We start from the raw sequence: 14,732 nt of genomic DNA, 5'->3' as shown, positions 1-14,732 counted from the left end.
CTATTATAGCATGTTTTATTGATAAAGCTTAAACAGAAAAAGCTCTTTTTCATTAGAATCGTGCAACTTTTTTCAGATACTTTTAAAAGATTGATTTCCCTATATTTTTCCTTTATACTGGATAAAAAGGAGAATAGTATGTCAGAAACAAATCACGAAATTGATTCAAATTTTGCAGGTCGTTTAAATATCCTGCGTGCGGGTGTTCTTGGTGCAAACGATGGGATTATTTCCATTGCTGGTGTGGTTATCGGGGTTGCCAGTGCTACCAGCAATATCTGGATTATCTTTTTATCAGGGTTTGCGGCCATCTTAGCTGGTGCCTTTTCAATGGCTGGTGGAGAATATGTATCCGTTTCAACTCAAAAAGATACCGAGGAAGCGGCCGTTGCGCGTGAGCAACTCTTGCTAGACCAAGATATGGAACTCGCCAAAAAATCCCTCTATGCTGCCTATATCCAAAATGGAGAATGTGAAACCTCTGCCCAACTCTTGACCAATAAGGCCTTTCTTAAAAATCCACTCAAGGCTTTGGTAGAGGAAAAATATGGGATTGAGTATGAAGAGTTTACCAATCCTTGGCACGCTGCCATTTCTAGCTTCGTTGCTTTTTTCCTTGGTAGCTTACCACCAATGCTGTCAGTGACCATTTTCCCAAGTGAATACCGCATCCCTGCTACCGTCCTTATCGTCGGTGTGGCCCTTCTTCTCACTGGTTACACTAGTGCCAAACTTGGAAAAGCCCCAACCAAAACAGCTATGATTCGGAATCTCGCTATTGGCCTCTTGACCATGGGAGTTACCTTTCTGCTAGGACAACTTTTCAGCATTTAAAACACAAGAAATACCTCGATTCTGAAGTCGAGGTATCTTTTTTTACATTTGGACAATCTTGCGATAACTTCTTGAAGTAATCATGAAAATCAGCACATAGGCGATGAGGAAGATAGCGCAGATAGACAAGGTCACTGTCAACATCATAGTCGCATCCAGTACACCTATCACTTTTAGAATCAGGCTAAGCATATGGTAGGCAAAGGCGAGATGTATGAAGGCAAAGAACAAAGGAAGGAAGAAAACAGTTAAAACCTGTTTGTTGATGGTTTGCTTGATTTGCTTTTGATCTAAACCGACTTTCTGCAAGATAATAAAGCGTTCACGGTCTTCATAGCCTTCAGAAATTTGTTTGTAGTAGATGACCAGAACGGTTCCGACCATAAAGATAATGGATAGGAAAATACCGATAAAGAAGACACCACCAAAGAGGGCACTCATTTGAGCACTAGCATCTGCTAGATTGCTTCCATACACATAGCTACCTTCAGTGTTTAATTGAGCATTAAATTGATCGAGGTATTTATCATACTCGTCAGCGACCTTGAGTTGTTCTTCTTCGCTGGCATTTACATTCATACCACCGTACAGCTGATTATAGATAGCCGAATCTGGGAATTGGTCTAAAAAGGCTTGTAAATCTGGAACAACAAGGTAATTGTAATCAGTAGTAAAAATATTAAACTGATTTGGAACATGGTTCACAATAAAATCTGTATTAAATTCTTCTTTGACAGAAAATTGATGGTTATTTAGAGTTAGAGCTTTCTGTCCTTTCAGTCCGTCATTTTTGGCAAAAAGACCGACCTCATTCCCTGATAGAGACAGTTTTTGACCAGTCATATTTTCATAATCTTTTTGGTCAAATACCATGAAAACTGTTTTTGGTTGGACACGATTTTGTCCTTTTTCAAAAATAGTTAACTTGGTTCCTTCTTGATTTGCAATACCAAAGTTACTGTAACGAAGCACTTCTTTCTCTTTGACACTATAACCTTTGTCACTTGCAAACTGGCTCAAGAGTTTGTCCAAGTCTTCTTTTTCAACGTTTTGTCCAGTAATTCCAAAGTCATGCGGATTCATCACTTTTTTAAAGGATTCTGAGGCATTGAAAATGCTTGTCGCTGCAGACATGGTAACCAAGACCATTGTTGACAAAATAGCGATTGTTGCTAATCCAACTGCATTTTTCTTCATACGGAAAATCAAGTTGGAAACAGAGATAAGATTATTTGGTTGGTAATAGTATTTCTTATTTTTCTTTAAGATTTGGAGGAAAACGGTAATTCCTGCATTAAACAATAGATAAGTACCAAAGATAACCAGTAAAACAGCTAGGAAGAAGGTTGTTAGGGCTGTGAGAGGATCTTTTACAGTAAGGGCAAGATAGTAGCCAATTCCTAAACTTATGGAACCAAGAATAGTTTGTAGAGGTAGGAAACGACCTTTTTTCTCACCACTAGCTTTTTCACGAGAAAGCTGGAGGGCATTCATACGGGCGATTCGAAGGGCATTCAGGAACATGAGGCCTAGGAAAATCAATCCAAAGACAACAAGTACTGCAATGACAACATTCATTTGGAAGGTAGCGACCAGCTCAACCTTCAATTTCATCAGTTTGAGCAAGAAAGCGAAAATTAACTTGTCAAACAAGGCTCCAATACCGATACCCGCTCCAACAGTTAGAATCCCAAATACCACTAACTCCTTAAAGGTCATACTGATTAGATGACGCTTCTCCAAGCCCAACATTCCATAAATTCCTAGTTCCTTGGAACGGTTCTTCATGACAAAACTATTGGCATAAAGGACGATAATAGCTGATGCAAGGGTGACAACAAACATACCAAATCCTAGAGTAGCTTGAATGGTGGATCCTCCACGGATTTCCGCAATCTTAGGATTAAAGGTTAAAGAGTAAAAGAGATAGGTGACAGTGACTGCCAAGAGAACAGCCAGCGCAAAAGGATAGTAGAGTTTGCGGTTTTTAATCAAGTTCGATACCGCTAACTTATTGGTTAATCGAAACATACTAATTCACCTCGCTTGCCATGACAGTCAAGGTATCAGAAATTTCTTGGAACATCTGACGTTCTGTCTTCTCTCCACGGTAGATTTGATTGTAAAGAATGCCGTCTTTGATAAAGAGTACACGTTTAGCTCTGCTAGCTGCTGCTGTTGAGTGGGTTACCATAAGAATGGTTTGGCCACGCTCATTGATTTCATCAAAAACATCAAGAAGAGCTGCAGATGATTTGGAGTCAAGGGCTCCTGTTGGCTCATCCGCAAGGAGAATTTCAGGTTCTGTGATGATGGCGCGGGCTACTGCTACACGCTGTTTCTGACCACCAGAAATCTCGTAAGGGTATTTCTCTTGTAATTGGTTAATACCCAGATTCTCAGCTGTCACCACCAATTTCTTCATCATCTCCGTAATAGGTTTTCTTGACAAGACAAGTGGAAGCAAGATATTGTCCTTAACAGACAGAGTATCTAGCAAGTTAAAGTCTTGGAAGACAAAGCCCAATTTTTCACGACGGAAGCTAGAAGCTTGTGAATTTTTAATGGTTGCTGTGTCAGTTCCATTCAGGTAAACCTGACCACGAGTTGGTTTATCCAGCATAGCTAGAATATTGAGAAGAGTTGATTTACCAGAACCAGACTCACCCATGATGGCAACGTAGTCACCTTTTTCCACGGTAAAGTGAATATCCTTGAGGGCCTCTACTTGGTTGCCCTGAAAACGAGTTTTATAAATTTTTTGAACGTGTTTTACATCTAAAAGTGTCATGAGAATCTCCTTTCTTAATATCCCATCAAATGAAATGTTGCTTGCATCATAGCGCATCCTAGCTGAACACGCTCGATATCTTTGCGACTTGGTTTTCTTGTTTTCTTATGTAAGATTTGTTTCATGATGTTACTCCTTTGTTCTTTATGAGTCTAGTTTACATCAAAAAAAGACCGCTTGCCATAACCTAACCTTACAAAAGAGACTTTAATCTTACATTTTTGTAAGATTGGGGGAAATATAGGCATTTCATTAAAAATATTTTACCATAAAAAGAAAGTAAGAAGAAAACCCTTGCAGATACAAGGGTTCAAGAAATGTTAAAATAGATTACTAGAAATTACAGACTAACAGTAAAATAACTGTTTCTACCTCACCAAAACCAGCCTTCATTATCGTCAATGGCTTGAGCTTCTTTGCGTTTACGTGGGCCTGTTCCATACATTTCTGCTTCGATTTCTTCCTTAGTTGGCATGATAGAAGCTAGGATGATATAGATAATCACGCCAAGTCCAAAGTTTGCAACTGTAAAGATGGCAAACAAGAAACGAACAAGGGTAACATCAAAATTCCATTTGTCTGACAGACCTGCCAAAACTCCTGAAATCATACGATTTCGTCTCATTTTATAAAATTTACTATTCATGTTATTTCCTCTTTCTGCTAGGTTAGACATAGTATATCACGGGTAGGCTCGGCTTTCATCAGTCCTCAGGCTGATTTACTAGTAGCAATTTACCTCGACAAAGTCCACAGCGATAGCGTTTGGTATCAATCCTTCGCTTGCGCTGATACCTTTGCTGGCAGGATTGGCAACGATAAAGCTTGATTGGCTTGGAGTTGCTATTTGGCAAGGTTGGCACAAAGCGTAACCCATCCACTCTTTTCAAAAGTTCCTTAAAATCCCGATCCTTGTGTTGATAGCCCTTCCCTTGAAAATAGAGGTGATAGTGACAGAGTTCATGGCGAACAATTTTCCTAAAAACGTCTAAACCCAGTTCCTTATAAACCTTAGGATTAAAATCCAAATGCCCATCTTTGGGGAAAAATCGCCCACCTGTCGAACGTAAACGAGAATTCCACTGAGATTGATGGATAAAAGGTCTGCCGAAGTCTTCTAGTGAAACCTGCTTAACATAATCAGTCAGTTTCATTTGGAGCGAGGAGCGACAGATTGACTTTTTCACGTTCAGTATCAATTTTCTTGACCCAAACCGTTACCAAATCTCCGACTGACACCACTTGGCTTGGGTGTTTGATAAATTTGCGGCTCATATGGGAAATGTGAATTAAGCCGTCCTCGTGAATTCCAATGTCAACGAAGGCACCGAAGTCAACGACATTACGCACCACACCCTCCAGCTTCTGTCCAACCACTAAGTCTTTGATATCCAGAACATCTTGGCGAAGCACAGGTGCGTCAAAGGAATCACGGAAATCTCGACCTGGTTTGAGAAGGTCAGCAATGATATCTTTAAGGGTTTCTGGACCAAGGTCTAGTTCTTGCGCCATTTCCTTGACTGAAAGGGACTTGAGTTTACTTTGGGCTTCTTCATTCAAGTCTGTAATGTCCAGACGTTTGAAGAGCTCCTTAACAGCAGAGTAATTTTCTGGGTGAACTCCTGTATTATCAAGGATATTGCTACTTTCAGGGATACGAAGGAAACCAGCTGCCTGCTCAAAGGCCTTGGCCCCCAGACGCGGAACTTTCTTGATTTGAGCGCGTGAAGTGATTTTTCCTTCCTCCTCACGGTATTTGACAATATTTTCAGAAATGGTTTTATTGAGTCCAGCTACGTGTGAAAGAAGAGCAGGACTGGCTGTATTGACATTGACACCGACTTGGTTAACCACGGTATCCACGACAAAATCCAAACTTTCAGACAGCTTCTTCTGACTGACATCGTGCTGGTATTGACCAACGCCGATTGATTTAGGATCGATTTTAACCAATTCCGCAAGAGGATCTTGCAAACGACGGGCGATAGAAATAGCCGAACGCTTTTCAACTGTCAAGTCTGGAAACTCCTGACGAGCAAGTTCGCTGGCAGAATAGACAGAAGCACCGCTTTCATTTACGATAACATAGCTAACTTCAGGGAAATCTTTAAGAACTTCCGCCACAAAGGCTTCACTTTCACGACTAGCAGTACCATTTCCGATGGCAATAATTTCCACGCTATATTGACCAATCAAATCTGCCAAATCTTTCTTGGCTTCTTCGATTTGACGAGCTGATGCTGGTTTAACAGGATAAATGACCTGAGTTGTCAGCATTTTTCCTGTTGCATCCACGACAGCTAGCTTGGCACCTGTACGAAAGGCAGGGTCAAATCCAAGAACCACGCGCCCTTTCAATGGAGCAACCAAGAGGAGATTGCGCAGGTTGTCAGAAAAGAGTTGGATAGCTCCTTCTTCTGCCTTCTCAGTCAATTCTGTCCGAATGCGGCGCTCGATAGCAGGCAAAACTTTTTTCTTAACTGACTGTTGAACAACTTCATCAATATAGGCATTTTTCACCTTGAAACGAGCTGCAAAGAAGGCAAGAATGCGGTCTGTCGCATGTTCGAAACCGACCTTCAAGACACCTAGCTTCTCCCCACGATTGAGGGCTAAGGTACGATACCCCTGCATAGTTCCAACTGTCTCTGAAAAATCATAATAAATCTGAAAAACCTGCTTTTCATCAAGACTTTCATCCTTGACTTGAGAAGTGAGTTTAGAGTGTCTCAGCACCTCCTGATAAGTCATGGAGCGCAAAGTCACATCTTCCGATAAGGCTTCTACCAAAATATCAACTGCACCGGCCAAGGCTTCCTTACCAGTCGCAAATCCTTCACAGACAAACTTTTCAGCCTCTTTTTCTAAATCAGCTACATTCTGCAAAATCAAGCGAGCAAGTGGGAAGAGCCCAGCTTCACGAGCAATAGTTGCCTTGGTCCGACGTTTTTCCTTATATGGAAGATAGAGTTCTTCTACATCTGCTAGTTTTTCGGCTACTAAGATAGCTTCTTCCAACTCCTTTGTCAACTTGCCTTGTTCTTGAATCTTAGCTAAGACAGCTTCCTTACGGTCGTTGAGGTTGGTCAGACTTTTATCCAAGTCGATAATAGCCTTAATCGCCACCTCATCCAGACTACCAGTCATGTCCTTGCGATAACGCGCAATAAAGGGAATAGTCGCCCCTTCAGCTGTCAAACTTAGAACGGTATCGATTTGCTTTAACGTCACTCCCAAATCTTGGGAGATTTTTTCATATTTTTTATCCATGAATCTATTATACCACAAGCTAAACGTTTCAAATTAGCTCTTACAATTTTAAAACATAAGTTGGGAAATAAATTTACTTCATTTCAATATTCTATTTATTGAGAAGGTTGCAATTTAATTCTAATAGTTTACAAAAGGATCAGTGATTAATTGCACTGTTTTTATTTTTTACAAAACGCTTTATAAAGCTATTTGTTGAAGTTAACGAATCAATTTTCAGAGCAAATAAAAAAACCGCAAGCCTGAGCCTGCGGTGGGTGTAATCTGTTTTGAAATTTTTAAACAAAAAAGGAGCATTTAAGCTCCCTCCTTTGAAATAACGGACACTTGGCTGGTCGGTGTACCCAGCATCTCAGATACCTTTTTCAAGGTGCGGCAGGAACCTTTCTGCCCTCAAATGTCTTTCGTTAACGTTATTCTAGCACTATTTACTATTTTTGTCAAGCTTTCTCAATCTACCAGACTTGATACGACTTTGTAACTTGTAATCTTGTAAACGATACATGGTCGGAACATAAAAGAAATCGCCACTTTTATGTAACTTAATCGCAACAAGAATATTATCATCAAATCTTTTTACATATTCAAAACTAGCATCTTTCTCTCGTGGATTGACCCCAACGAAATCTGGGTTCCTTAGTATGAGTTCCAAATCTTCGATATGATGAATCACATCATTGTGATGACGTTTTATCATATGACTTCTCAAACCGTCTTTGTTGACCTTTATGTCGCTCGCTTCAAGAACAATATCAAAAATTTTTTTTACTTCATCGGTAACCTGACCGATTTTTTCGTGTTCCATCATTTCCTCCGTTATTCCACAACTATTATATCACAATCATGGTGTATATTAGGATATATCAAGCTCTATTATTCGTTAGATACTCAATTTTAACTTTTCCCTTTTCCTCAAAATAATAGTATAATAGAGGTAGAATTTAGAATCGAGGTATACCTATGGCTGTAAAATTTACAAAACGAGACGACTTGGACAAGATGTTTGAAGAGTTTGCGAAACTCCCAGATTTGAAACAAGTCACTTTCCCTGATGACAAAGAGAAAAAAGCCAAAGCAGAAAAGAAAAACTAGATGACTGCTTTCCAACAACTCCCATCTAGTGTACTTCAGACTGGAGCTATTTTTCTCTCCATTATCATTGAAGCTCTCCCCTTCGTGCTGATAGGAAGTATTGTCTCAGGGCTGATTGAGGTCTATATCACACCTGAAAAAGTTTATCATTTTCTCCCTCGAAATCGTTGGGGGAGAATCTTTTTTGGGACCTTCGTTGGGATTCTTTTCCCCTCTTGTGAATGTGGGATTGTCCCCATCATCAATCGTTTTCTGGAAAAGAAGGTTCCCAGTTACACGGCCGTTCCTTTTCTTGTGACAGCACCTGTTATCAATCCCATTGTACTTTTTGCGACTTATTCTGCCTTTGGAAACTCCTTCCATGTCGCCCTGTTACGAGCTCTAGGATCCATTGTTGTGGCTGTTATACTTGGGATTTTTCTAGGATTTTTCTGGCAAGAACCCATTCAAAAAGAAAATAGTCTGGCTTGTCACGAGCATGATTTTTCTCACTTTAGCCCTGCAAAAAAAGTTTTTCAGGTCTTTGTGCAAGCCATTGATGAATTTTTTGATACGGGGCGTTATTTGGTATTCGGCTGTCTCTTTGCCTCTGTTATACAGGTCTACGTTCCTACACGCATTTTGACTTCTATCAGTGCGACCCCTCTTTTTGCCATCCTGCTCTTGATGCTTTTGGCCTTTCTTCTTTCACTCTGTAGTGAGGCGGATGCCTTTATCGGTGCGTCTCTTCTTTCTAGTTTCGGTTTGGCACCAGTTCTGGCCTTTCTTGTGATTGGCCCAATGCTGGATATTAAAAATATTCTCATGATGAAAAATTACTTGAAAGCACGATTTATCAGTCACTTCATAACGATTGTAACTCTGGTCGTTTTAGTCTATTCTCTCTTGATTGGAGTCATCCTATGATTCGATTTTTAGTTTTAGCTGGCTATTTTGAACTGACTATTTATCTCCATCTGTCGGGCAAATTAAACCAGTACATCAACATGCACTATTCCTATCTGGCCTATATTTCCATGGTGCTTTCTTTTATATTGGCTATTGTTCAATTGTATATCTGGATGAAGCAAGTCAAAATCCACAGTCATCTAAATAGCCGATTGGCGAAGGTAACAAGTATTGCTCTTCTGGCAATTCCAATTGTTGTTGGTTTAACTTTCCCAACTGTTAGCTTGGATTCTCAGACCGTATCTGCCAAAGGCTATCATTTCCCCTTATCAGAAGGAACGGATCAAGCCATTCAGACCAGTGAAGGGACGACAAGCCAATATTTGAAACCAGATACCAGTTCTTATTTCTCAAAAACAGCCTATGAAAAGGAAATGCGAACAGCGGCGGATAAATACTTGTCCCAAGATAGCATTCAGATTACGAATGAAAACTATATGGAAGTCATGGAGGCTATCTACGACTATCCAGATGAATTCGAGGGCAAGACAGTCCAGTTCACAGGCTTTGTCTATAATGACCCCAGTCATGCCAATAGCCAATTTCTGTTCCGTTTCGGCATTATTCACTGTATCGCAGATTCCGGTGTGTATGGATTGCTGACTAAGGGAAATACCCGTCAGTATGAAAATAACACCTGGATTACAGCCAAAGGAAAACTGATCAATCACTACCATAAAGAACTCAAACAAAATCTCCCAACCTTGGAAATCGACAGCTTTACCAAAGTCGATAAACCAGAAAATCCATACGTATATCGCGTGTTTTAAAAGAAAAAACGAACAAGTTCTCTTCTGAATGACAGAAAAAGAGCCTGTTCGTTTTTTGTTATATGAGACTTAGTGACTTGTAGATTTAAATCTTATACCATTTCAAGTAATATAAGTAACTCAATGAGAACAAGAGAGCCACTCATTAATTAGACTAGCTATTTCTTTAGGTGCTTCAGTATAAAGTTCATGGCCAAAGTTCTCTAGAAAATAGGATAGCGAGGACTAATAAATAAGGTATCCCCCACTTCTCTCTTAAAAGCTTGGATTTTCCGCCGTAGTCGAAGAATCGCTTCTATATTTTCAGAATTTATAGCTAACTCATATCTATTATACTCCGCATTCCAGTGATAAGACTGTCTTACAGCTTCTTCCATATTTTCTGACCAATGCTTTGCTTCAGATTTCTCTTTAGAAATAAGAAGAGCTAAGTCCGAAACAACTTGAGATTCGATATAGTTTTTAGCTTCCTCTAACTCTGTATCTAAAGGTAAAATCTTATCTAAATCTAGATAGCCTCCATCCAAAAGAATCAGTTTTTTCACTTCATGAAATTCCGATGCGAGATAACGAGCCAAATCTCCTCCAAGAGAATGGCCTATCAAACAGATAGATTCTTCCTCCACAATCTCATTTTTAAACCATGATTTCAAATCTAACTCGCTTTGAAAAAATCTTTCATACGGATTTAGAAAACAGACCTGTGAATCTAGTTCTTGAAGAAAATCCTTGCTATGATAGACATTGCTTCCTAGACCGCCAATAAAAAATATCTTCATTCTCTACTTAATACTATGCTTATTCATCTTTTGTTCAAAGATAGTCGTGATAATCTGACACAATTCCTCGCGTTCTTTTTCTGGAATTTCACCACTTGTTTGAGCTGCAGCGTAGAGTTCAGGATGTTCAATTGAAATGCGTTTAATCGTACGTGTCGTAGCATGTTTTCTGACGAAAAATGGGATGCGCTTAATCAAGTCTTGTGGGACGAGTGCAAGAATCTTCTCAGCAGTTTCCTTGTCACTAATCTTAGACGTAGTCAGCCCCTTCTTAATCATTTCCTGTTCTTTTTCTGTAAAATCTTTTAATTCCATTCGATTAGTCCTCCTATTTTCTTTAAGTTAAATTATATACCAATTGTAGCAAGCCGACAAATAGTCTGTTTATAAAATACTCTCGATACTACAATTTTCCTGTCGCTCATAATTGCTCTTTAATGAAAAATCACAAATCCTTTTGGAGAGATGACAAGCTGATTCTCCAATTCTTGGCAATTGCTTGCTAGTGAAACTGCTTCTTTTTGTAAATGATAATCTTCTTTTGATTGGTTGAAAATGGCTTTGAGGACTTGGTTATCGTAATTCCATTGCAAGGTTAGTACATCAGCTTTGATTTCTTGGAGGCTGTACATGCCGTGCTGAATGGTTGCTGACGCATGTTGGCGAATCTTGATTAGCTTCTTGATAAAGTTCAGCATATCATTGTCACTTGATACACGTTCCCAAGGCATACAACGACGACAATCTGGGTCTGGTCCTCCAGTCAAGGATAACTCTGTTCCGTAATAGATACACGGTGTTCCCTTTTGTAAAAAGAGGAAGGCTAAGGCTGACTTGACCAGTTGAGCGTCTTCATTGGCCGTCCACAAAATACGTTCTGTATCATGCGAATCTAGAAGATTAAACATCACTTCTGAAATCTGCTGCTTGTAATACATAGATTGCCCATTGATTTCATCGGTGAACTGATCCGTTTTCTTAACACCTCGTAAGAAATAGTCCTTGATACTATCAGATAAAGGATAATTCATGACCGCATGGAACTCATCTCCATTTAGCCAAGGCTGAGCCGTATGCCAGACTTCTCCTAAAATATAAAGATCAGGCTTTTTAGCTAAAACTGCCTTGCGAAAATCCTTCCAGAACTGATGGTCAATCTCATTAGCCACATCCAAACGCCAAGCATCGATATCAAACTCTTCAATCCAATAAGTCGCAACCTTTAAAAGATAATCCTTGATCTCTGGATTGGCTGTATTTAGCTTAGGCATATAGTCCTCGAAACCAAAAGCATGATAGGGTAACTCTCTCTTATTGGCTAGCTTTTCAGTCGTCACTGGGAATTGTTGAATATGGAACCAATCCTTGTAAGCAGACTGTTCACCATTTTGGACAACATCTTGCCATTGAGGAGATTGCGAACCAATATGGTTAAAGACAGCATCCAGCATGATTTTCATACCTCGCTGATGCGCTTGCTCGACCAGATCCCGAAATGTCTCCTTGTCTCCAAAATGACGGTCAATTTCAAAGTAATCTGTCGTATTGTACTTATGATTGCTCGTAGATTCAAAGATAGGACAAAGATAAAGTCCAGTAATGCCCAGGTCTTGCAAATAATCCAGATGGTCTATAATCCCCTGTAAATCACCACCAAAGAAATCATCACTCTTAGGTGTGACAGATGAATCCCAATCTAAAATCCCTTCTGGGTTTAATCGAGCATTTCCATTAGCAAATCTTTCAGGGAATATCTGATACCATACCGTATTTGAAACCCAGTCGGGAACCTGACAGGCATCAATCTCATGAATATAAGGTAGTTTAAATCCATTTCCAATAGCATGAAGATTTTCTATAGAATTTTTCACGCAGCCTTTATCGCCGTACAAAATGCTCTGGCCTTCTGTATCTGTGACTTCAAAGAGATACTGGATACGCGCAAAGTCAACAGAAACTTCAACATGCCAATAGTCAAATAAGGCGTCGGAAGTCAGCTTGACCATTTCCTTTGTATCTTGATAAAACTCCTCCATAAAGATAAAAGGGTCCCCGTAATGCAAGTTGATGCTTTTAATGTCCCCTTTCTTAGTTCGAATCCGAATATGAAGTTTCTTATCCTTATAAAGATAGGCAAACTCAGACTCTGGCCTATGGTAAATAGCACTTAATTCCATTAACTTGTCTCCTAAAGTTTTGATTTAAATTTTACGCAAACGTTTTCAAAAAAACAATAAATCCAGTATACTATTTTTGTAAACTATTTGCAAGAATAGTCCATTTTTAAAAGAACTATCTTTTTAAGTATACAAAAAAGCCTCAAAAAGGCTTTATCTATATACTATTCCTCTTTCGGTTTTGAAAATACTTCAATATGTTGGCCCAGTACCTTAATCTCTACAGGTAGGTCATCTGACTTATCGCCGTCAACGTCTGACTCCAATTCACTATCAGAGGAGATTTTAATATTGCGCGCTTTGATATATTCGATATTATCATTTGCGACAACATCGCCTTTCAATAAATCAGGAATGACGGATAATTTAGAGAATAGAGACGCATCTTTCAGAATCAAAATATTGGCATAGCCGTCCTTGTTTTCTTCAAAGATTTTTTTGTCAGCGAAGTAATTTGTCAAGAGAACCAAAACATGGCTAGCTTCACCAACATAATTTCCATTTTCTGTCTCAACCCTAATGTTAAAGACCTGATCCGTCATGACAGACTTCATGGTATTTACAGCATAGGCTAAAATACCGAATTTTGTCTTATCCTCGATTTCAACATTGTGAATCGCTTCAGGAAGAGAACCGATACTAAAGATATAACCAAAATAATTGTCATTCGCTTTTCCGATATCAATCTTATTGGTTAAGTTAAAATCGAGTTCATCAATCGCGCCATCGATGTCTTGATTGATTTCCAACAGTTTCGTAATGAGGTTACCCGTCCCACCTGGGATAATCCCTAACTTAGGAATGTAGTCTCTCTCAGCAATACCTGAAATGACTTCATTGACAGTCCCATCTCCACCGAACACAACCACTACATCGTACTGCTCACGTGAAGCCTCTTCAGCAAAATGTGTTGCATCCAGCGCTTTTTCAGTAATTTTGGTTTCCACGTGATCAAAGTATTCTTTGGCTTTATTCTCCAGTTTTTCTTTGTAATCCAAAGCCTTTTCCCCACCAGAGGTGGGGTTGATAATTACCATTGCCTTTTTCATTGATTTTCTCCTTAATCTTCGTTAGAAATCTTTATATTTTATTATATAAAACTAAATGTAACCCTATTATACACTGAAATTACAGAAAAGAGAAATCTGACGTACTGGAGATTAATACGCTTTTATTCTATTTTCCCATCGTATAACTACATCCTTTAAGTGTTCATTCAAGTAAGAAAAGGTCTTATCCTTTATCCAGTCAGGAATACCATATGCCGCCAGTGAGATGGCATTTCTACTTACAATACTCGTTTATTTTATCAGCATATTCAGTCAAAAGATTCTTTGAATAAATTTTTTCAGCTTTTGAATTTCTAACTTCTTTCCAAAGAATAGAAGCTACTTTTAACTTGTTTGAGTAGTTACGACTATTTTCATCTGCACAGAAGTCCTTTAAAAATTGGTTCCATTGACAAACCGAATGATCATACTTGGCATAATCTGAATTTCCATAATAGACTTTTAGCATATCTTGGATTGTAAAACTTAAATCATTTTCTCTTTTTACTTTTCTCCAAGCTGTAGCCATATCAGCAGTAAATTTAAAGGGTGAAACATCTGTTAAAGTTGAGAAATATTCTCTAAAGTCTGCATTAAATGAGAATCCACATTCAAGTAAGGGCGTATTTAAGGTAACGACTTCTACTCGTTTCTTTTTCCTTTTTATTGATGATTTTTTAATCAAATTACCCTTAAAGTACTGCTCAATAATATCATTAAGTTCCTGTTTTGTACCTCTATATTCAAGCCCTAATGACTTGCATATCTGTGAAAGTTCATCACGATACCAGTAGTATTTATTGAACTCATCAAAGGATGCGATTTTATCAAACTCAGGCCTGCTTTCTATCAATATAACACCTCCTTAAAACCAATTTAGATTGTCATCTCAAAATAGCGGACTTACCGTATCATCCGTGAAAAACAATCCTCAAGAAATAAAGGAAAATCCTTCGTTTTGATATTGTTCCATTCGTAAACAGAGTTTACAATGTCTCCAATTATTGCTCCTAGCATCCGTT

General features: G+C 38.9%; 14 protein-coding genes and 2 pseudogenes. 4 read left to right on the top strand and 12 right to left on the bottom strand.

Annotated elements, in window-relative coordinates; translation table 11 throughout:
* Positions 1–138 precede the first annotated feature (138 nt).
* Positions 139–834, top strand: a complete 696-nt coding sequence (locus tag HT717_RS01395) for a VIT family protein (protein ID WP_173304193.1) — start codon at positions 139–141, stop codon at positions 832–834.
* 42 nt (positions 835–876) lie between these two features.
* Here HT717_RS01395 and HT717_RS01390 read toward each other — a convergent pair whose 3' ends face one another.
* From HT717_RS01390 to HT717_RS01365, 6 genes are all read right to left on the bottom strand, one after another.
* Positions 877–2,865, bottom strand: coding sequence for an ABC transporter permease (locus HT717_RS01390; protein ID WP_173304191.1), 1,989 nt, complete (start codon positions 2,863–2,865; stop codon positions 877–879).
* A 1-nt stretch (position 2,866) separates the two neighbouring features.
* A complete protein-coding gene (locus tag HT717_RS01385) occupies positions 2,867–3,625 on the bottom strand; it encodes an ABC transporter ATP-binding protein (protein WP_000173370.1) in 759 nt (252 codons plus the stop codon).
* Between the two features lie 373 nt (positions 3,626–3,998).
* A complete protein-coding gene (locus HT717_RS01380) occupies positions 3,999–4,271 on the bottom strand; it encodes a PspC domain-containing protein (protein WP_001085044.1) in 273 nt (90 codons plus the stop codon).
* Positions 4,272–4,329: 58 nt separating this feature from the next.
* On the bottom strand, positions 4,330–4,779 hold the full coding sequence (locus tag HT717_RS01375) for a SprT family protein (protein ID WP_101781935.1): 450 nt from the start codon (positions 4,777–4,779) through the stop codon (positions 4,330–4,332).
* On the bottom strand, positions 4,766–6,895 hold the full coding sequence (locus tag HT717_RS01370; RefSeq protein ID WP_153226183.1) for a Tex family protein: 2,130 nt from the start codon (positions 6,893–6,895) through the stop codon (positions 4,766–4,768). The genes HT717_RS01375 and HT717_RS01370 overlap by 14 nt, the downstream gene beginning before the upstream one ends.
* Positions 6,896–7,319: 424 nt before the next feature.
* Positions 7,320–7,700 (bottom strand): PBECR2 nuclease fold domain-containing protein, encoded by a 381-nt coding sequence (locus tag HT717_RS01365; RefSeq protein ID WP_153226182.1) that lies wholly within the window; start codon positions 7,698–7,700, stop codon positions 7,320–7,322.
* A 155-nt stretch (positions 7,701–7,855) separates the two neighbouring features.
* Here HT717_RS01365 and HT717_RS10015 point away from each other — a divergent pair, with 155 nt between their 5' ends.
* The 3 genes from HT717_RS10015 to HT717_RS01355 are packed head-to-tail and all read left to right on the top strand — an operon-like array spanning position 7,856 to position 9,705.
* The gene (locus HT717_RS10015) at positions 7,856–7,987 is read left to right on the top strand and encodes an SPJ_0845 family protein (RefSeq protein ID WP_000268685.1); all 132 of its coding nucleotides are present in this window, start codon (positions 7,856–7,858) and stop codon (positions 7,985–7,987) included.
* Entirely contained in the window at positions 7,988–8,893 is a 906-nt protein-coding gene (locus HT717_RS01360) for a permease (protein ID WP_061087973.1), read from the top strand.
* A complete protein-coding gene (locus tag HT717_RS01355) occupies positions 8,890–9,705 on the top strand; it encodes a TIGR03943 family protein (protein WP_061087972.1) in 816 nt (271 codons plus the stop codon). Before HT717_RS01360 ends, HT717_RS01355 begins: the two co-directional genes overlap by 4 nt.
* Before the next feature lie 120 nt (positions 9,706–9,825).
* On the opposite strand, the pseudogene HT717_RS01350 reads toward HT717_RS01355, so the two are convergent.
* The 6 genes and pseudogenes from HT717_RS01350 to HT717_RS01325 form a co-directional block, all read right to left on the bottom strand.
* A pseudogene (locus HT717_RS01350) lies at positions 9,826–10,484 on the bottom strand (alpha/beta hydrolase).
* A 3-nt stretch (positions 10,485–10,487) separates the two neighbouring features.
* Positions 10,488–10,799 (bottom strand): hypothetical protein, encoded by a 312-nt coding sequence (locus tag HT717_RS01345; RefSeq protein WP_061087970.1) that lies wholly within the window; start codon positions 10,797–10,799, stop codon positions 10,488–10,490.
* Between the two features lie 119 nt (positions 10,800–10,918).
* The gene (locus tag HT717_RS01340; RefSeq protein WP_153226181.1) at positions 10,919–12,661 is read right to left on the bottom strand and encodes a glycoside hydrolase family 13 protein; all 1,743 of its coding nucleotides are present in this window, start codon (positions 12,659–12,661) and stop codon (positions 10,919–10,921) included.
* A gap of 164 nt (positions 12,662–12,825) precedes the next feature.
* Complete coding sequence (locus tag HT717_RS01335; protein ID WP_173304187.1) at positions 12,826–13,710, bottom strand: diacylglycerol kinase family protein; 885 nt, start codon at positions 13,708–13,710, stop codon at positions 12,826–12,828.
* A gap of 235 nt (positions 13,711–13,945) precedes the next feature.
* On the bottom strand, positions 13,946–14,563 hold the full coding sequence (locus tag HT717_RS01330) for an SAP domain-containing protein (RefSeq protein WP_173304185.1): 618 nt from the start codon (positions 14,561–14,563) through the stop codon (positions 13,946–13,948).
* Between the two features lie 51 nt (positions 14,564–14,614).
* Positions 14,615–14,727: pseudogene (locus HT717_RS01325) on the bottom strand (ADP-ribosylglycohydrolase); the annotation flags it as partial.
* Between the last annotated feature and the right edge of the window lie 5 nt (positions 14,728–14,732).

Origin of the sequence: Streptococcus sp. 959, assembly GCF_013277075.1 — a bacterium.
GTDB lineage: Bacteria > Bacillota > Bacilli > Lactobacillales > Streptococcaceae > Streptococcus > Streptococcus pseudopneumoniae_C.
The sequence above is the reverse complement of the archived record's forward strand: the minus strand, read 5'-3'. Positions and strand labels throughout refer to the sequence as shown.

Bases quoted from the DNA above. Each gene is read 5' to 3' on its own strand.
- HT717_RS01395 (WP_173304193.1), top strand. From the start codon at position 139: ATGTCAGAAACAAATCACGAAATTGATTCAAATTTTGCAGGTCGTTTA.
- HT717_RS01360 (WP_061087973.1), top strand. From the start codon at position 7,988: ATGACTGCTTTCCAACAACTCCCATCTAGTGTACTTCAGACTGGAGCT.
- HT717_RS01385 (WP_000173370.1), bottom strand. From the start codon at position 3,625: ATGACACTTTTAGATGTAAAACACGTTCAAAAAATTTATAAAACTCGT.
- HT717_RS01370 (WP_153226183.1), bottom strand. From the start codon at position 6,895: ATGGATAAAAAATATGAAAAAATCTCCCAAGATTTGGGAGTGACGTTA.
- HT717_RS01335 (WP_173304187.1), bottom strand. From the start codon at position 13,710: ATGAAAAAGGCAATGGTAATTATCAACCCCACCTCTGGTGGGGAAAAG.
- HT717_RS01375 (WP_101781935.1), bottom strand. From the start codon at position 4,779: ATGAAACTGACTGATTATGTTAAGCAGGTTTCACTAGAAGACTTCGGC.
- HT717_RS01380 (WP_001085044.1), bottom strand. From the start codon at position 4,271: ATGAATAGTAAATTTTATAAAATGAGACGAAATCGTATGATTTCAGGA.
- HT717_RS01345 (WP_061087970.1), bottom strand. From the start codon at position 10,799: ATGGAATTAAAAGATTTTACAGAAAAAGAACAGGAAATGATTAAGAAG.
- HT717_RS01355 (WP_061087972.1), top strand. From the start codon at position 8,890: ATGATTCGATTTTTAGTTTTAGCTGGCTATTTTGAACTGACTATTTAT.
- HT717_RS01340 (WP_153226181.1), bottom strand. From the start codon at position 12,661: ATGGAATTAAGTGCTATTTACCATAGGCCAGAGTCTGAGTTTGCCTAT.
- HT717_RS01365 (WP_153226182.1), bottom strand. From the start codon at position 7,700: ATGGAACACGAAAAAATCGGTCAGGTTACCGATGAAGTAAAAAAAATT.
- HT717_RS10015 (WP_000268685.1), top strand. From the start codon at position 7,856: ATGGCTGTAAAATTTACAAAACGAGACGACTTGGACAAGATGTTTGAA.
- HT717_RS01390 (WP_173304191.1), bottom strand. From the start codon at position 2,865: ATGTTTCGATTAACCAATAAGTTAGCGGTATCGAACTTGATTAAAAAC.